This is a genomic window from Marinobacter sp. B-12 (assembly GCF_056857915.1).
In genome coordinates, this window is the sequence record NZ_JBSXOB010000021.1 from 20,858 (window position 1) to 37,566 (window position 16,709).

General features: G+C 57.6%; 17 protein-coding genes. 5 read left to right on the forward strand and 12 right to left on the reverse strand.

Features of this window, described 5'->3' with window-relative positions; genetic code table 11:
• Window positions 1–21 precede the first annotated feature (21 nt).
• Complete coding sequence (dctP, locus tag AC13D2_RS01500; RefSeq protein ID WP_292047944.1) at window positions 22–1,083, reverse strand: TRAP transporter substrate-binding protein DctP; 1,062 nt, start codon at window positions 1,081–1,083, stop codon at window positions 22–24.
• Between the two features lie 60 nt (window positions 1,084–1,143).
• Window positions 1,144–1,971, reverse strand: coding sequence for a pyrroline-5-carboxylate reductase (gene proC, locus AC13D2_RS01505; RefSeq protein WP_421910341.1), 828 nt, complete (start codon window positions 1,969–1,971; stop codon window positions 1,144–1,146).
• Between the two features lie 269 nt (window positions 1,972–2,240).
• Here proC and AC13D2_RS01510 point away from each other — a divergent pair, with 269 nt between their 5' ends.
• Complete coding sequence (locus tag AC13D2_RS01510; protein WP_421910340.1) at window positions 2,241–2,987, forward strand: AraC family transcriptional regulator; 747 nt, start codon at window positions 2,241–2,243, stop codon at window positions 2,985–2,987.
• A 30-nt stretch (window positions 2,988–3,017) separates the two neighbouring features.
• Here the strand turns inward: AC13D2_RS01510 and AC13D2_RS01515 are convergent, their stop codons facing one another.
• The 6 genes from AC13D2_RS01515 to AC13D2_RS01540 form a co-directional block, all read right to left on the reverse strand.
• Window positions 3,018–3,443: a secondary thiamine-phosphate synthase enzyme YjbQ gene (locus AC13D2_RS01515; RefSeq protein ID WP_292047941.1), complete on the reverse strand. Its 426-nt coding sequence runs from the start codon at window positions 3,441–3,443 to the stop codon at window positions 3,018–3,020.
• Between the two features lie 14 nt (window positions 3,444–3,457).
• A complete protein-coding gene (locus AC13D2_RS01520; RefSeq protein ID WP_292047940.1) occupies window positions 3,458–4,525 on the reverse strand; it encodes a succinylglutamate desuccinylase/aspartoacylase family protein in 1,068 nt (355 codons plus the stop codon).
• Window position 4,526: 1 nt separating this feature from the next.
• Window positions 4,527–5,432, reverse strand: coding sequence for a 30S ribosomal protein S6--L-glutamate ligase (gene rimK, locus AC13D2_RS01525; protein WP_292047939.1), 906 nt, complete (start codon window positions 5,430–5,432; stop codon window positions 4,527–4,529).
• Window positions 5,432–5,914, reverse strand: a complete 483-nt coding sequence (locus tag AC13D2_RS01530) for an ATP-dependent zinc protease family protein (RefSeq protein ID WP_292048038.1) — start codon at window positions 5,912–5,914, stop codon at window positions 5,432–5,434. The genes rimK and AC13D2_RS01530 overlap by 1 nt, the downstream gene beginning before the upstream one ends.
• On the reverse strand, window positions 5,907–6,767 hold the full coding sequence (locus AC13D2_RS01535; RefSeq protein WP_292048037.1) for a mechanosensitive ion channel family protein: 861 nt from the start codon (window positions 6,765–6,767) through the stop codon (window positions 5,907–5,909). The genes AC13D2_RS01530 and AC13D2_RS01535 overlap by 8 nt, the downstream gene beginning before the upstream one ends.
• Window positions 6,768–6,842: 75 nt before the next feature.
• A complete protein-coding gene (locus AC13D2_RS01540; protein ID WP_482938124.1) occupies window positions 6,843–7,661 on the reverse strand; it encodes a hypothetical protein in 819 nt (272 codons plus the stop codon).
• 106 nt (window positions 7,662–7,767) lie between these two features.
• Between AC13D2_RS01540 and phrB the strand changes: the two genes are divergently transcribed.
• Window positions 7,768–9,168: a deoxyribodipyrimidine photo-lyase gene (gene phrB / locus AC13D2_RS01545; RefSeq protein WP_292047938.1), complete on the forward strand. Its 1,401-nt coding sequence runs from the start codon at window positions 7,768–7,770 to the stop codon at window positions 9,166–9,168.
• A 122-nt stretch (window positions 9,169–9,290) separates the two neighbouring features.
• On the opposite strand, the gene AC13D2_RS01550 is transcribed toward phrB, so the two are convergent.
• From AC13D2_RS01550 to hemA, 4 genes are read right to left on the reverse strand one after another with little or no spacing between them, the layout of a single operon-like run.
• Window positions 9,291–10,040: a HesA/MoeB/ThiF family protein gene (locus AC13D2_RS01550; protein ID WP_292047937.1), complete on the reverse strand. Its 750-nt coding sequence runs from the start codon at window positions 10,038–10,040 to the stop codon at window positions 9,291–9,293.
• Entirely contained in the window at window positions 10,027–10,878 is an 852-nt protein-coding gene (gene prmC / locus AC13D2_RS01555) for a peptide chain release factor N(5)-glutamine methyltransferase (RefSeq protein WP_292047936.1), read from the reverse strand. Before prmC ends, AC13D2_RS01550 begins: the two co-directional genes overlap by 14 nt.
• A complete protein-coding gene (gene prfA / locus AC13D2_RS01560; RefSeq protein ID WP_292047935.1) occupies window positions 10,871–11,956 on the reverse strand; it encodes a peptide chain release factor 1 in 1,086 nt (361 codons plus the stop codon). The genes prmC and prfA overlap by 8 nt, the downstream gene beginning before the upstream one ends.
• Window positions 11,953–13,242 carry a glutamyl-tRNA reductase gene (gene hemA, locus AC13D2_RS01565; protein WP_292047934.1) on the reverse strand — a complete coding sequence of 430 codons (1,290 nt, stop codon included), beginning with the start codon at window positions 13,240–13,242 and terminating at the stop codon, window positions 11,953–11,955. Before hemA ends, prfA begins: the two co-directional genes overlap by 4 nt.
• Before the next feature lie 225 nt (window positions 13,243–13,467).
• On the opposite strand from hemA, the gene AC13D2_RS01570 reads away from it, so the two are divergent.
• Genes AC13D2_RS01570 through ispE form a run of 3 tightly spaced genes read left to right on the forward strand, consistent with a single transcriptional unit; the run spans window position 13,468 to window position 16,705 of the window.
• The gene (locus AC13D2_RS01570) at window positions 13,468–15,216 is read left to right on the forward strand and encodes a tetratricopeptide repeat protein (RefSeq protein WP_292047933.1); all 1,749 of its coding nucleotides are present in this window, start codon (window positions 13,468–13,470) and stop codon (window positions 15,214–15,216) included.
• Window positions 15,213–15,851, forward strand: a complete 639-nt coding sequence (gene lolB / locus AC13D2_RS01575; protein ID WP_292047932.1) for a lipoprotein insertase outer membrane protein LolB — start codon at window positions 15,213–15,215, stop codon at window positions 15,849–15,851. The genes AC13D2_RS01570 and lolB overlap by 4 nt, the downstream gene beginning before the upstream one ends.
• Entirely contained in the window at window positions 15,848–16,705 is an 858-nt protein-coding gene (gene ispE / locus AC13D2_RS01580) for a 4-(cytidine 5'-diphospho)-2-C-methyl-D-erythritol kinase (protein WP_300498468.1), read from the forward strand. The genes lolB and ispE overlap by 4 nt, the downstream gene beginning before the upstream one ends.
• The last annotated feature ends 4 nt before the right edge of the window (window positions 16,706–16,709 follow it).

The window sequence follows — 16,709 nt, forward strand, 5'->3', positions numbered from 1 at the left end:
CCGGTAACTGGAAACAGAAAATTAAAGTTCAGATTTGCCGACGTTCAGACGGTACTGAGGCCAGCTATCCATATCCTTTTTGAACTGACGCTGAGACTCAAGAACCTTGGCGAACCATTCGTTGTCCTTGGCTTTCTCGTCTTCCCACGCAGCGGTTTCTTCATAAATCTTCTGAATGAATGACGGTTCCAGGCGAACGATTTCGTTCGGCCCTTCTTCCAGCTCACGGTAAGCCTCCAGATCCGAGTAGGACGCGGCCAGCCAGGAGTCGAATACGGTCAGCTTTGCGGCCTCACGCATGACATTCTTTTGCTGATCGTTCAGTTCTGCCCATGCATCCTTGTTGACCTGGCACTCCAGTACACCACCAGACTGGTGAACGCCGGGCACGATGACGTACTGAGCCACGTCCTGGAAGCCTGTTGGCTTGTTCATTTCAGGGCTGCCCCACTCGGCGGCATCAATTACGCCACGCTCCAGTGCCGTGTAGATATCGGAACCGGCCATAACCACGGTAGATGCGCCCAGACGCGAGGCAATTTCAGCCCAGGCACCCGAAGTACGAAGACGCAGTCCTTTAAAGTCTTCCAGAGTTTGCACTTTCTTGTTGGAGTGCAGGAAGATCTCGGTACCAAGAATGGTGCATGGGAACGCCACCACACCAAACTCTTCCATGCGGAACTCTTCGTACAGCTTGGCGCCACCGCCCTGGTACATCCACAGCATGAATTCTTCCGGCGTCAGGCCGCTTGAGTGGCCGGCCAGCAAAGCTGCGGTGGGGTCTTTGCCGTAGTCGTAGGCCAGATAGTTGTGACTGACCTGAGCCACGCCACTTTCAACCGTCTCCGTTACCTTCAGAGCGCTACCCAGCGTGCCGCCAGGGAACACCTGTAGTTCGATTTCCCCATCGCTTAGCGACGTAACATGATTAGCGAAATCCTGAGCATCACGTTCCAGCCAGGGCCCACCACTCCAGGGAGTGGCCATGCGCCAGGACTTGTCTTCGGCTTGAGCCGGAGTAACGCTGGCTGCAACGGCAGCGGCCAACAGCGCTGCGGACGCGAACTTATGCATCTGTTTCATAGTTGTGCCTTTCTTTGTTTTACGGTGGGTAGATCCTGCGAGTCGCACGTTGCGCGCTCGTCAGGAAGAGAACTCTGTCTGCATCTCATGCGCCCGATTGGCACAGGCGATCATTGCCCTTTCAAATATTTCAGCCAGGCCCGCTGCCTCAAAACTCATAACAGCCTGTTCGGTCGATCCATTTGGAGACATCACGTTTTTCTTCAGCTGCGCCGGTGATTCATCGCTCGCCAACGCCATGCTGGCAGCACCAAAGCCGGTTTGCAGGGCAAGACGGCGAGCCGTGTCGCGGGGTAGCCCCAGATTGACACCGGCTTCTTCCATGGCTTCAAAGATCTGGAAAAAGTAGGCCGGGCCACTGCCGGAAACGGCGGTGACCGCATCCATCAGCGATTCTCTCTCAATCCATTCCACGCGACCGACAGCGCCCAACAACTCGCCGGCGCTGGTGCGCTGATCATCAGACACACGGTCGTTGGCCCAAAGGACAGAAGCACCAGCACGAACCAGGGCGGGCGTATTGGGCATGCAACGAACGATGGGCAGGCCCCCGCCAAGCCACGTATCGATGTTTTCACCCAGGATCCCTGCAGCTACAGATATAATGAGCGGCGCTGATTCGCGCGCCTGGATGGCACCTTTGAGCGGCTCGCACACGGCCTTCAGGATCTGCGGTTTAACCGCCAGAACCAGAATGTCTGCGCTCTCGGCGGCCTTTTGATTGTCTGCATGAGAATGGATGCCATATTTCTCGCGAATCGCATCCTGCGCGGCGCTATCCGGAGACGTGGCCGTAATGTTGTCGGCAGCCATACCGCTTTCAATCAATCCACCAATGATAGCGCCGGCCATGTTGCCGGCGCCCAAGAAGGCGACTGTCTGGTTCATGGTGTTGCTCTCTTGTTGCATGCCGGGCCGCCATGGAAAGGCTAGGTGACCCTGTGAGTGATCGTTCAGATAACATGACTTGATTGTCGTAAGTAGAACCCGCAACGGTCTTGTTCAGATCTGCGGTTTTTTTGATCGAAACTAAGAAACTTGCAATAATCACTATTGAAGCGATAGACGCATATGAATTGCAGGGATTGTGGTTTGCTGTTTGCATAGGAACTTATTACCTATAAGCTACCGTCATCATCAGCGAATGATTTTCGAATATGAATAGCCGCATCCGAACGCTACCGCTGGCCAACAGCTGCCTTCATCACGACCACGCATACCACCAGTTTGTAATCGCAATGACAGGGCGGGCAGAGTTTGAGATTGCCGGCAAGGGTGGACAGATAGATGCTTCCCATGGCTGCCTGGTGCCAGGCGGGGAAGTACACTTCTATGAAGGGATCGGCGAGAACAACCACGTTGTGGTCGACCTGCCCGCGGAACACGTTGACCCGAAATTGGTGCGATTATTCGATGACCCGCGCTATTTCGAGGCGGATTCCAACCTGCGTTTGCTTTTATCGTATATTCAACGGGAAGCGCCCATCTGGCAGATATACCCGGAAGCGACCGAAGGTATGGCACAAAGCCTGTTGGCCGCCCTGCACCACCGTACGTTCTCCACTGGCCCTACGCCCAACCAACTGAGCAAGCTTGATCTGGCGGCGCTGGATACGTTCATCCAAAAACACCTTCACGAGCCGCTTCCGGTCTCCAGGCTGGCTGGTGCTGTGCACCGGAGTGTGGGTCACTTTCACGTACTGTTTCGCGATGCGACGGGTGTAACTCCGTACCGATACGTATGCGCCATGCGCCTGAGTCGCGCTCGCGAGTTGTTACTGGAAACATCCTTGCCACTGACAGAGGTTGCCAGTCAGGTGGGATTTTCCAGTCAAAGCGCACTTACTCACGCCTTTCGGCGGCAGTATGGAGAGCCTCCGGGGCGCCTCCGCCGTCTACACTGAGCAAGCTGTCCCGACACCCGCTCTCAACGTTTACCACCGCCCCTGTAGCGTAGCGACAATGCGGCGACTGTCGGCATTGTCCCGGTGTTCGCACAGATAGATGTCCTGCCAGGTGCCAAGCGCAAGGCGTCCATCGTTCACTGGAATGGTCAGTGACGGGCCGACCAGAACGCTTTTGATATGAGCCGGCATATCATCCGGGCCTTCCATGGTGTGCTCATAGTGGGGCGCGTTCTCGGGCACCATCACATTGAAATGGCGCTCCAGATCGCCGCGCACATCCGGGTCGGCGTTCTCGTTAATGGCCAGGGAGGCCGAGGTGTGTTGGATAAACAGATGCAAAAGCCCCACCTGGCAGTTTTGCAGGGCCGGCGCCTGGGCCAGGATTTCATTGGTCACCAGATGAAAGCCCCTGGACTGGGGCGTTAGGTCTATAAAAGTCTGATCCCAGATCATGTCCAACCTCGTTTCTATTTCTGCCGGTCGTCCCAGGGATGAACGGGCACTACATCGTCGCCCACATCTCCTTCATAGCTGCTGCGGAAATAGTCCATCGCCTTCTCCGCCTCGCTAAGCTCGTCGAATCGGGCAATGTGGTAAATAGCCTCGCCCTCGTTTACCAGCGGCAGGTTGTTTACACAGATGACGATACCGGAACAGGGTGATGTCACGGCGGTTTCAGACTCGCCGAATGGGTCGGCCACCATGGCCAGCTTCTGACCTTTACGAACTTTCTGGCCAAGACTGGCAACCGGGCGCATGATGCCATCAATATCGGTACGCACCCATTGCGAGTTCGCAGCCGTTTCCGAACGCTTCCTGGGGGCCTTGGGGCCTTTCTTCGCGGGAATCATCTCCAGTTCCCGCATCACCCGGATGACCCCTTTGACGCCGCTGGAAATCACCACATCGTCAAATCGGAGGGCTTCGCCGCCCTCGAATGTCACTACCGGAATATCCTGAGAGTCAGCATAGGCCCGAAGGCTGCCCTCCCTCAAGCTGGCGTTGATGATGATGGGCGCACCAAAGGCCTCAGCCATACGAATGGTTTCCGGGTTTTTGAGTTCCGCGCGAATCTGCGGCAAATTGAATCGGTGTATAGCGCCCGTGTGCAGGTCGATAATGTGGGAGACATTTTCCATGATCTGTGTGCGCAGCAGGTAGGCGATACGGCCGCCGAGGGAGCCGGTTTCACTACCCGGGAAACAGCGGTTCAGATCGCGGCGATCCGGGAGATAGCGGGTACGCTGAACAAACCCGAAAATGTTCACGATGGGAACTGCCACCAGCGTGCCCCGCAAATGCCGCAGAGCCGAGTTGGTCAGCACGCGGCGCACAATCTCGACGCCGTTGATTTCGTCCCCGTGTATCGCTCCGCAGACCATCAGTACAGGCCCACTCCGGCGGCCATGAACCACTTCAACGGGTATATGCAGAGGCGTGTGGGTGTATAGTTTGGCAACCGGAACTTCCACTGTTTGTCGCGTTCCCGCCTTGATTTCATGGCCGGCGATCACAAACGGCGCCCGAGAGGCCATATTAGCCTCTCCCCTTGGTGCGGGTTTTCCAGGGCTTCTGGTTTTTCTCGGTCCAGTTGATGATCATGCCAGCGACGTTTTTGTTGGTGGCATTTTCGATACCCTCCAGGCCCGGTGACGAGTTCACCTCCATGACCAGAGGCCCACGGCTGGAGCGCAGCAGATCCACACCGGCCACGTTCAGGCCCATGGATTTTGCCGCCGTGATCGCCGTTTTGCGTTCTTCGGGGGTTATCCTCACGAGCGAGGCTGTACCGCCCCGGTGCAGGTTGGAACGGAACTCGCCTTCCCCACCCTGGCGCTTCATCGCCGCGATCACCTTGTCACCAATCACGAAACAGCGGATATCGGCGCCACCGGCTTCCTTGATGAACTCCTGCACCAGGATGTCCGCTTTCAGGCCCATGAAGGCCTCAATGACGCTTTCCGCAGCTTTGCGGGTTTCGGCCAGCACCACGCCAATGCCCTGAGTACCCTGCAGCAATTTAATAACGACGGGAGCACCGCCCACCATCTGCAGCAGTTCCGGTACGTTGTCCGGCTTGTTGGCGAAGCCTGTCACCGGCATGCCAACGCCCTTACGGGCCAGCAACTGCAATGAACGCAGTTTGTCCCGTGAGCGGGTAATGGCTACGGACTCATTGACGGGGAAAACACCCATCATCTCGAACTGCCGCAACACGGCCGTCCCGTAGAAGGTCACAGACGCGCCAATACGGGGGACCACCACATCGAAATCTTCCAGCACCTCTTCATGATAATGAATCTTTGGATCGGCGGAGTTTATATTCATGGAGCAGTGAAGACAGTCGATCACCTTCACTTCATGGCCCCGGTTGATACCTTCCTCTACTAGCCGACGTGTTGAGTATAAATGACGGTTACGCGACAGAATCGCAATCTTCATTATTTTGTCCTTAGGGCCGGCTCACCGGCAAGGTAGGAACATTCAGGGAGAACAATGGCACGCCCGGCCATTGCGGTTCGACCAAGCAGCATACGGAAACGCATGGAGTCACGATTGGTCAATGTCATTTCGATGGGCCACTCGATGTCGCCAAGTACCAGCCGAGTCTCGATCACCAGGCGCAGTTCTTTATGGCCACCGGAGTCCGAGACATTGCGTTCATCCAACACCGCCGCGTCGCACTCGACCACATGATGTAAGTCATTCTGAACGGGGTGGACCCAGAAGCGGACCCGACGCTGGCCACTCTCTGTGTATGGTTCCGTTCGAAACGTGTGCAGGCATGAGGTGCGGGCACCAGTGTCCACTTTTGCCTTGATCCGGGAAATGTCGAACTCCGGCAAGGCAATCCACTCGCGCCAGCCCAATGCCAGCTTTCCGTCTGTGTCCGACACCGCGCCGGATTTTGAGGCATCATCCATTCTGGTCGGCATCCGGGCCTCCCTTGTTGGTTGTGGTTTCCGGCCGAAGCAGCTCCACCCGGAAGGGCTCGGAATGGCTTCCGGCATAAATACTCGTATGGGGAAAAGGTATTTCGACACCCTCCTCATCAAGCGTTTTCTTGATGGCCACCATCATCTGGCTGCGGCCCTCAAGCACTTTGTTGCTGGGTACCCAGAAAGAGAACTGCAGGTCCACTGAGGATGGACCAAATCCGGTGACCAGCACAAACGCCTTCGGCTCCTCCAGACTCACACTGTTCTGTCTCGCAAGTTCAAGAAGCAGCTTTTCAACCCGTTCCACATCCTCTGCATAGGCAATGCCCACCGTCAGGTCCATACGGCGGATGGGAAAGCGCGAGCGATTGACTACTCGGGTCTTAATCAGGGTTTCGTTCGGGATACGGACATACAGGTTGTCCGGTGTGCGCAACTTCACGCTCAGCATATCAATGGAAACCACCTCACCAATGGTATTTTCCACTTCAATAAAGTTACCGATTTCAAAGGGTTTTTCCACCAGCAGGAACAGCCCGCTGATCATGTTGGAGGCGGACGTCTGGGATGCGAAACCGATGGCAACCGTCAGTATACCGGCGGCGCCCAGCACCACATCGAGAGAGAAGCCAGCTTCGCGCAACGCGGCAACGAAGAATATGGCCAGTACAATGTAGAAAACCAGCCGTCTAAACATCACCGTGTGGTGCCGCGACGCACGGTCCTGCATGAAGCGGGTGACACCACGGGCCGCAAATGTGGCCAGCACAATACCGAGAATAATCAGGAACAGCGTGCTGATCCACTTGCCCCAGGCAATGGCCCCAAAAAACTGCATCAGGCTGTTTTCAAACTGCTCAATCAAGGAGGTAACTCCGTTTACGGGTTCAAAATCGGCAATTGGCCGATGACATCAGCCAAATATACGGTCGTAGGCTCGTACCAACCCACCACGGGCGGTTTGCTCCCGCGCCGGAGAAATAAGCTCGCACTGGCCAGCAGCGGCAATCAGCGACTGATCAATCTTAAGGCGTGCTGAATTCATATCGGTCTCGCAGGTCACCGTCACGCGCGGAGTCCAGAGCTGCCCCTTGTCATTGCGATGCAGAGACAGCAACGGAGTTGGCAGATTGAACCGCTCCAGCAGCAGCGGTTCCTGTCGTTCGTTGACAATTCGCACCGGTGTAATCGCCCGCCAGGGCCGTTTGGGCACGGCCTCGAGCACCAGGCGAGCAAACGTGGCGGCGGAATAGCACAGTTCACCTTCCATGGTGGTCCTGCCCACCCAGGTCAGCGACGGGTCCGCCAGCGGCAGTTCCATCAGGTGAGTGCCTTTGGTTCCAACCTGGATTCGCATCCACAGCAGGGTGCCAACATAAATGGTGCACTCACTCTCCGCGGGGATGGTGAGCGGCTGGTAGGGACGTATCACCGTGGCAAGGCTGGACATCGCCGGCAGGTAACAAACCTGGCAGCCATCGTCCGGCCGAACGAACCGCTGAACCTCCAGATCTGCATCGGGTAGCGTGTGGGTTACCCTTTGCTGCCAACGTTCCTGATTGTCGTCTTCGGGCATACGCTGGTAGCGAATCAGCCATTCCTGATCCAGCAGGGTTATCCAGATTCGGGTGTGGCTGAGCTCGAGGTATTGCGTCTGCCCGGGCTCCAATGTGTAGGGCGTTGCCCAGTGGCCATCCTGCATCGTTCGTTGCGTGTCCAGACTCGTCGTCATTCCGGCCCTTTATCCATGAATTCTTCCATTAACTATAATCCAATCAGCACGTTCCAGCGAATATCCATCCGTAACGGTCGATCCGCCATCAATCTCAGGAAGCTCAATGACTCAGCTCGTCTGGTTCCGAAATGACCTGCGCGTTGCCGACAACGCTGCCCTTACTGCAGCCTGCAAGCAACAACAACCGGTACAGGCCTGCTTTATCGTAACCCCGGCTCAGTGGCAGGAGCATGATTGGTCTCCTGCACGGGTTCGATTCGTGCTGGACCATGCCAATGCGCTGTCGAAAGAACTGGCGAAATTGGGTATTTCTCTCTCTTTCATGACCTCAGCCACCTTTGCCGACAGCATTGAAAAACTGGAGGAATTCTGCCGGCGCGAGAGTATCCGGCATGTTCATTTCAATGAGGAATACGGAGTTAACGAAAGGCGACGTGATAAAGCCGTAAAACACGCCCTTGATGATATCGGCGTGGCGGTGAATAAATACCGGGACCAGACAGTAGCGCCTGTGGGCACCATCCTCACTCAACAGGGTGAGCCCTATTCAGTGTTCACCCCGTTTTCCCGTCGGTGGCGAAGCTGGATTGATGAGGCGCAACCAGGCCTCTTTCCCATCCCCGAGCCTGTCGATGAAGCTGTTGATCCTCCTCATTATGATGGCCTGCCAAACAGCTTCGACAATCCGCCACCCCGGCTTGTTGAAACCGGCGAGGATGCCGCCCATCGGCAACTGGAACAATTCCTCGACGACCACGCCGGGGACTATAAGAATCTGCGCGACCTGCCTTCCGTAGACGGCACCAGCCTGCTCTCTCCTTACCTGGCCAACGGGGTGCTTTCCGGCAAACAGTGCCTGATTGCCGTCCGCCAGCACCAGGGTATGGGAGGTAATCAGGAAGGCCTGGCCACCTGGGCCAATGAAATCGCCTGGCGGGATTTCTACATCAATATCCTTTACCACTACCCAAGAGTGAGTATGCACCGGGCGTTCAAACCGGAGACCGAGGCCCTGCAATGGAATACACCCGGCGAAAAGTTTGAAGCCTGGAAGGGTGGCAGCACGGGCATCCCCATTGTCGACGCTGCAATGCGTCAGTTAAACCAGACCGGCTGGATGCACAATCGGCTGCGCATGATCACGGCCATGTTTTTGACCAAGAACCTGTTTATCGACTGGCGGCTGGGTGAGGCTTACTTCATGTCGAAACTGGTGGACGGCTTTCTGGCCTCCAATAATGGCGGCTGGCAGTGGAGCGCCTCCACCGGCACCGATGCTGCGCCCTATTTTCGGGTATTCAACCCTGCCACGCAGAGTGAACGTTTCGATCCCGACGGCGATTTCATTCGCCAGTATGTTCCGGAGATTGCAAAACTGGACAACAAGCGGATTCACCAACCCTGGCTCGGCGGTGTCATCCCCGGCGGGTATCCGCGACCTATTGTTGACCTGAAAGAAAGCAGAAAAGAGGCTATTTCAAGGTTTCAGGCCTTGAAGAACTAGGTGGAACCGGAGGGGAGGCTCTGCCAAAACCGTGCGGGGCCATGGATGGCGGAGCCGGGCGTACAGGGACGTATTTACAGCGTGTTTTGGCAGAGCCTGCCCCCCGGTTCCGACTCCCAGGCCTACCGACCTGAGCAGACAGGACAATCTGGATCTCTAGCGAGTTTCATTTCTCGCCATTCCATTTGCCAGGCATCCAGAATGAGCAGACGGCCTATCAACGGTTTGCCCACGCCGGTAATGACTTTTATGGCCTCCATCGCCTGGGAGGCGCCGATCATGCCAACGAGAGGGCCGATAACGCCGGCTTCGGAACAGGTAAGGTCTTCGTTGCCCTGCTCCGGGTAAAGACAGTGATAGCAGGGGCTGCTGTCATCACGGACATCATAAACCGACAACTGCCCCTCCCCACGAATGGCTGCGCCCGACACCAACGGAACGCGGGCAGACACGCAGGCACGGTTGAGGGCAAAACGGGTATTGAAGTTGTCGGTGCAGTCAACGACCAGGCTGGCGGACTCAACCTGGTGAGCGAGTTCGTCCCCTTCCAGTCGCTCGGTCAATGCCGTTACTGACACTTCCGGGTTGATACGCCGCACACGATCAGCCAATTGCTCAGCCTTGGACTCTCCGAGATCGGACTGCTCGAACGCGATCTGACGCTGCAGGTTGGCAACTTCTACACGGTCGTCGTCGACCAGAGTGAGGTGCCCAGTACCAGCGGCCCCGAGGTAGAGCGCAACTGGGCAACCCAAGCCGCCAGCACCGACCACCAGCACTCTTGCGGACTTGAGTTTGGCCTGGCCTGAGATATCAAACCGGGGCATCAGGATCTGGCGACTGTAGCGCAGCAGTTCCTCATCGTTCAGCATCTTGTTTTCTCCCAAGGGTGAAGCGGTCGCGCCGGCCATAGTCCTGGCGGGTTTCCACACAGGTCAATCCCGCATCGGTAAAAAGCTGCCGCACAGCCGCTCCCTGTTCATAACCGTGTTCCAGTATTAACCAGCCCCCCGGCGAGAGCCAAGCCGGGGCTTCGGCGGTTATCCGCCGGATATCGTCGAGCCCGTCATCGCCGGCCACCAGGGCCGACGCCGGTTCGAAACGCACGTCCCCCTCGCCCAGGTGAACATCGTTCCCTGCAACGTACGGTGGATTGGAAACAATGAGATCAAAAGCACCTGATGGTAAATCCTCAAACCAGTTGCTCTGTCGTACCGTCACCGGCAGCTCCAACCGAGCAGCGTTGTTGGTGGCGAGGTCCACAGCTTCCCGGACAGCGTCACAGGCGGAAACCCGCCAACCGGGTTGCTCGCTGGCCAGGGCCAGGGCGATGGCACCCGTCCCGGTACCAAGATCCAGCACATTGGCATTTTCCGGCAAATCCAGTGCCAGCGCTGCTTCCACCAGACATTCAGTATCCGGGCGGGGAATCAGTGTGGATGGGTTGACCTTCAGCGGGAGTGACCAGAATTCCTGTTCGCCCAGCAGGTGTGCGACCGGGTGGCCTTCACAGCGCCGTTCCACAAGGGTATTGAACCGGGCGACCAGGGTTACGTCCACCTCACGCTCAGGCCAGGCCCGGAAAGTGGTTCGGGACCACCCCGTCACATAACCCAGTAGTAGCTCGGCATCGAGGCGCGGAGAATCACCACCAATAAGCCCGGCAGCTTCTCTTAACAACGCCTCACAGGTAAGGGATTTGTCACTCATCAGCCAGAGAGGCCAACAGATCGGCCTGGTGCTCCTGCTGCAAAGGCATGATGACCGAATCGAGATCGCCGGAAATGACTTCGTCCAGCTTGTACAGTGTCAGGTTGATGCGGTGATCGGTCACCCGCCCCTGGGGGAAATTGTAGGTGCGGATTCGTTCTGAGCGGTCGCCGCTACCTACAAGGCTCTTACGGGTTGCCGCCATGGTTTTCTGCTGGCGTTCAATTTCCTCATTCTGGAGGCGCGATGCCAGGAAGCTCATCGCTTTGGCCCGATTCTTGTGCTGCGAGCGCTCTTCCTGACACTCCACCACAATGCCCGTGGGAATATGGGTAATACGAATCGCGGAATCGGTTTTGTTGACGTGCTGGCCGCCGGCGCCAGAGGCTCGGAAAGTGTCCACCCGCAGGTCGGACTTGTTGATTTCAACGGCCTCGGTTTCATCCGCTTCCGGCATCACCGCCACCGTGCAGGCGGAGGTGTGAATTCGGCCCTGGGATTCGGTCTCCGGCACCCGCTGCACCCGGTGGGCACCGGATTCAAACTTCAGTGCTCCATAGACCGCACTACCAGCAATGCGGGCAATGATTTCCTTGTAGCCGCCATGCTCACCATCATTGGCGCTAATGACCTCAACCTGCCAGCGCTGGCGTTCGGCATAACGCATGTACATCTTGAACAGGTCACCGGCGAAAATCGCAGCCTCATCGCCCCCGGTGCCGGCACGCACCTCAAGGAATACGTTCTTGCCATCGTTGGGATCCTTGGGCAGCATCAGGCGCTGGAGCTCTTCATCCAGCTCTTCACTCTTCTGTTCTGCCAGGCCCAACTCCTCTTCCGCCATGGCTCGCATGTCGGCATCACCGTCGCGTGCCAGTTCAGAGGCTTCCTTAACATCGTCACGGGATTTCTGCCAGGCCTGGAAGCAGTGAACGATGGGTTCAATCTCGGCAAATTCCCGGGACAGGTCGCGGAATTTATCCTGGTTGGCAATAGTACCCTGATCGCTCAGCAACGCGCTGACTTCCTCGAAGCGGTCAACAAGCTGTTCGAGGCGGGACTGGATCGATGACTTCATAGTTTTTCCGGAGTGATGGGCGCGTCGGCATCCACTACATCAAGCTGATGCAGTTCTCTGAGCCATTGGGTGACTTCGGTTCTGCCTTCCGTGGTGGCCTTACGGACCTGGATGGACGGCTCGTGCAGTAGTTTGTTGGTCAACCCTCGGGCCATGCTTCGCATCACGGTTTCGGGGTCTGCGCCATTACGCAGGGCGCGGATGGCCTTTTCAGTTTCCGCATCCCTAAGGCTTTCCGCCCGCTGGCGAAACTGTTTGAGAGTGGAGACCGCATCCAGGGCCCGAAGCTGGCTCAGGAACTGCTGAACTCCGTCGGTTACCAGGTTTTCGGCCTCCCGGGCAGCGCCCTCCCGGGAACGGACATTCTCTTCAATAACATGCCTCAAATCGTCGACCGTATAAAGGTAAACGTCTGCCAGGGAGCCGACTTCGGGTTCAATATCCCTGGGAACGGCTATATCCACCATGAAATACGGGCGGTGCTTGCGCTTCTTCAGGGCCCGCTCTACGGCGCCCTTGCCAAGGATGGGCAAAGGGCTGGCCGTGGAAGAGATGATAATGTCCACGTCCGCCAGATGATCGGGAATATCAGACAGCAGGATACCCTGACCGCCACGGGATTCCGCCAACGACTGGGCACGCTCCAGAGTCCGGTTGGCGACCAGAAAATTTTTCACACCGGCGTCGGCCAGATGCCTTGCGACCAGTTCAATGGTTTTGCCTGCGCCGACCAACAAGGCCCGATTGCGGGACATATCTGCAAAAATGTGATGCGCCATGCTGACCGCGGCGTACGCCACCGACACCGGATTTTCACCAATAGCAGTCTGTGTACGCACGCGCTTGGCGACGGAGAACGTATGCTCGAACAGGCGGGACAGGAACCCGCCGCTCGCTTCGTGCTCTCGGGCCAGGGCGTAGGCGTCCTTGAGCTGGCCGAGGATTTGCGGCTCACCGAGTACCATGGAGTCCAGCCCCGCCGCGACCCGCATGATGTGGCGCACGGCGTCTGAGTCCCGGTGTACGTAGAGCACGTCTTCCAGGTCTGCCGCCTCCATGTCATGAAACCCCGCCAACCACCGCAATACCGCCGGGGCACAGTCGTCATCACCAGCCAGGTAAAGTTCGGTTCGGTTGCAGGTGGACAGGATAGCCGCCTCGCTGGCGCCGGAAGTGGCGCGCAACTCGGAAAACGCCTCGGCCATGCGCTCGGGCGTGAACGCAACGCGCTCGCGCAACTCGATCGGTGCGGTACGATGATTGATTCCGAGGGTGACCAGTGCCATATCTGGGTAAGACTGCCTTATGTCTGACGACGGGACGGTTTGTTACCGCCATTTTAACGAGCGGGAGCGAGTGTCGCCACCCATAACCACCACGATAGCGGCAACTGCTGACAGGTTGGGCAATATCAGGCGCTTGTGCCATCATAGAGCCTTGTCGCATTACGCCACACCTGAGGATCCACTCCGGCCGCTCAGGTGCATCGTACACAGATCATGGGATGTTGCATGCATAAGTCTGCATTACTGTTTGGTACCTGCCTACTCGGGCTTTCCCTGTCCGGCTGCGCTTTTCTTCAGGACAACCAGGAATCGCAATCCACTTCGTCGCCTGATGACGTCACTGCATCATCCGCGGAACCGTCACCGGACATCCGTTATGCCGATTTTGAACCGGAAGAACTGTACCTGCTGCTCTCCGGCGAGATAGCCGCCCAGCGGGGTCGATTTGACGTCACGCTTGTCAATTACATGAAGGCGGCACAGCAATCCCGCGACCTGGGCGTGATTGAGCGGACCATGCGCATTGCCCAGTCGCTGAACGCCGATAACGCACAGCAAAAGCTTGCAGAGCTGTGGCTGGATGTGGACCCCGACAATATACAGGCTCACCGTATCTCCGCCATCCAGGCGGTAAAGAAGAACGAACTGGAAACCGCTCTGGGTCACATGGAGCAAATCATGGACCAGGGCGGCGATGCGGATTTCGACAGCCTTGCCGCCATGGCCGGCAACCTGCCGCTGGAACAGCAGCAGGAACTATTAGACCTTTACCAGCAACTGGAGCAGCGCCATCCTCAAAATCCGGAGCTGCAGTACAGCATTGCCTTGCTGATGAAGGTGACGGGCGCCCCTCTGCAGGCCCTCGCGGAACTGGAGCCACTGCTGGACCGCAAACCGGACTTCCAGCCGGCACTGATACTTAAAGGCGATCTGCTCTACCAGACCGACCAGAAACAACAGGCCCTTGATCACCTGAGGGCAAATACACGGCAATTCCCTGGCAATCGCCAGATGGGAACACTCTATGGCCGCATGCTGATTGGCGAAGGCGAGCTGCAAGCCGCCCAGAACGAATTCCGACGGCTGGTCAAACGCTTCCCCGACGTTCCAGGATTGCGACTCTCCCACGCCCTGGTCGCACTTGAAAACGATCAGATCGCACTGGCCGAGGAAGAACTGACACGCCTGATCGAGCAAGGCCACCATAGTGATGAGGCCCATTACTACCTGGGACGGATTGCTGACGAGGAAAACGAAAACGAGCAGGCCATCGGCTACTACAGGAATGTCGAGAAAGGTAACTATTATTTCCCGGCCCTGGCCCGTGCCAGTGAACTCATGGCAGAACAGGGAAAGCTGGACGAGGCCCTGGCCGACATTCGCAACATCCGCAGGAACAACCCCGACCAGGACGAGAACTTCCGCCTGTTGGAAATCAACCTTCTGCTGGATCGGGACCATGACGAGCAAGCGCTGCAGGCAGCCAACGAAGCACTGGAGTCTTTCCCTGGCAATGTCCGCATTCGCTACGCCCGTGCCATGCTGCTGGATTCGATGGAAAAACCAGAGCAGGCCGAGGCTGACCTGAGAAGGATCATCGAGGAGCAACCCGACAACGCCGTGGCGCTCAACGCGTTGGGTTATATCCTCACTACCCGAACGGATCGACTGGACGAAGCCAGAGACTATATTGAGAGAGCTCTGGCCATCGACCCGGAAAACCCGGCCATACTCGACAGCATGGGCTGGGTACTGTACCTGCAGGGCAACACCAACGAAGCGCTGGACTACCTCTCACGGGCATGGGAAGCCTACGCCGACCCGGAGGTAGCCGCTCACTACGGCGAGGCGCTCTGGCAAACCGGCAAGCGGGAACAGGCCCGAACGATCTGGAAAGAAGGGCTCGAGCAGGACCCGGACCACCCGATACTGACCGAAACCGTTGAGAGGCTGACCGGGGAGCCGTCCCTGTGAAATTATCAGTTATCGCGCTGACGTTCGCCGCCCTGACCCTGAGCGGCTGTAGCTCACTGACGGTTGATCCACTCCCCGAAGGCCTGACCGAACAGCCACCGGTCAACTGGAGCAAGACCAGCGCCCGGCGTGACCAGCTTCAACACTGGGAACTGACCGGCAAGCTAGCCGTTCGCCAGCCCTCAGACAGCGGCACCGCCGTCATCAACTACTGGAAACAAGACCGGGAAACCTACGAACTGGCGCTGTCATCATCGTTCCTCGGTATGGGCCGCACCACCCTTGAAGGCGTTCCCGGCTTCATCGAACTCACACTGCCCAACGGCGAGCGCTACCAGTCCGGCGACCCGGAATCTCTCGTCAACGCCGCCACCGGCTGGCTGCTTCCCGTTGACAGCCTGGCCTGGTGGATACGGGGCCTGCCCGGCCCTGACGGGGATTACCGGTTGTTCTTCGATGACAAAGGCCAGCTCGCCGTCATACGCCAACTAGGCTGGGAGATCCGCTACGACCGCTGGCAGGCGTTCATCGAGGGCTACCCCCCACTACCCTCCCGCATCACGGCGGTCAAGGGCGAGAAGCGCGTGAGAGTCGTGGTAACCAGCTGGAACGAAACCGACGGAGACAGCCGGTGAACAGCCTGGTGCTGCCCTCTCCGGCAAAGCTGAACCTCTTCCTGCATATTCTCGGGCGCCGACCGGATGGATACCATGAACTGCAGACCCTGTTTCAGTTCCTGGATTATGGTGACACCCTGACCCTGACGCCACGCACCGACGGCAGAATCGTCCTTGAACACTCCCTGCCCGGGGTGCCCGACGAGGATAACCTGATTGTCCATGCCGCGCGGCAACTGGCTGCGACCGCAGGCCATGCAACTCCCGGTGTCAGCATTGCGGTCGACAAACAGTTGCCCATGGGCGGTGGCCTGGGGGGCGGCAGTTCCAACGCCGCAACGACGCTGATGGGGCTGAATCAGCTGTGGGGCCTAAACCAATCCCCGGATGAACTGGCTGAACTGGGCCTGTCCCTGGGCGCCGATGTGCCCGTATTTGTGCGCGGACACGCGGCCTGGGGCGAAGGAGTGGGCGAACGACTCACCAACGCCAATCCACCAGAAGACTGGTTTCTGGTTATAAAACCACCATGTGATATAAGCACCAAAGAGATTTTTTCCGAGCAAGGGTTGACAAGGGATACCCCCGGAATCAAAATAGCGCCCGCTTTTGAGGGAGACGCCTCGAGGTACCGAAACGACTGTGAGGATGTAGTTCGAAGACTGTATCCTGAGGTTCATCAAAGCCTGGAGTGGCTTGCACAATTCGGACCTGCAAGATTAACCGGAACCGGGGCTTGCATATTTGGACGTTTCCCGACAGAATCCGCAGCCCGGATCATCTGGGAAAGCAAACCCTCCGGCATCACGGGGTTCGTAGCTCAAGGGGTGAACATTTCACCACTTCACAAAAAGCTGACAGAGCTGAAATGATGCC

Excerpts from the sequence above, each read along its gene's own strand:
- dctP (WP_292047944.1), bottom strand. The coding sequence starts at position 1,083 with ATGAAACAGATGCATAAGTTCGCGTCCGCAGCGCTGTTGGCCGCTGCC.
- proC (WP_421910341.1), bottom strand. The coding sequence starts at position 1,971 with ATGAACCAGACAGTCGCCTTCTTGGGCGCCGGCAACATGGCCGGCGCT.
- AC13D2_RS01510 (WP_421910340.1), top strand. The coding sequence starts at position 2,241 with ATGAATAGCCGCATCCGAACGCTACCGCTGGCCAACAGCTGCCTTCAT.
- AC13D2_RS01515 (WP_292047941.1), bottom strand. The coding sequence starts at position 3,443 with ATGATCTGGGATCAGACTTTTATAGACCTAACGCCCCAGTCCAGGGGC.
- AC13D2_RS01520 (WP_292047940.1), bottom strand. The coding sequence starts at position 4,525 with ATGGCCTCTCGGGCGCCGTTTGTGATCGCCGGCCATGAAATCAAGGCG.
- rimK (WP_292047939.1), bottom strand. The coding sequence starts at position 5,432 with ATGAAGATTGCGATTCTGTCGCGTAACCGTCATTTATACTCAACACGT.
- AC13D2_RS01530 (WP_292048038.1), bottom strand. The coding sequence starts at position 5,914 with ATGGATGATGCCTCAAAATCCGGCGCGGTGTCGGACACAGACGGAAAG.
- AC13D2_RS01535 (WP_292048037.1), bottom strand. The coding sequence starts at position 6,767 with ATGCAGTTTTTTGGGGCCATTGCCTGGGGCAAGTGGATCAGCACGCTG.
- AC13D2_RS01540 (WP_482938124.1), bottom strand. The coding sequence starts at position 7,661 with ATGACGACGAGTCTGGACACGCAACGAACGATGCAGGATGGCCACTGG.
- phrB (WP_292047938.1), top strand. The coding sequence starts at position 7,768 with ATGACTCAGCTCGTCTGGTTCCGAAATGACCTGCGCGTTGCCGACAAC.
- AC13D2_RS01550 (WP_292047937.1), bottom strand. The coding sequence starts at position 10,040 with ATGCTGAACGATGAGGAACTGCTGCGCTACAGTCGCCAGATCCTGATG.
- prmC (WP_292047936.1), bottom strand. The coding sequence starts at position 10,878 with ATGAGTGACAAATCCCTTACCTGTGAGGCGTTGTTAAGAGAAGCTGCC.
- prfA (WP_292047935.1), bottom strand. The coding sequence starts at position 11,956 with ATGAAGTCATCGATCCAGTCCCGCCTCGAACAGCTTGTTGACCGCTTC.
- hemA (WP_292047934.1), bottom strand. The coding sequence starts at position 13,242 with ATGGCACTGGTCACCCTCGGAATCAATCATCGTACCGCACCGATCGAG.
- AC13D2_RS01570 (WP_292047933.1), top strand. The coding sequence starts at position 13,468 with ATGCATAAGTCTGCATTACTGTTTGGTACCTGCCTACTCGGGCTTTCC.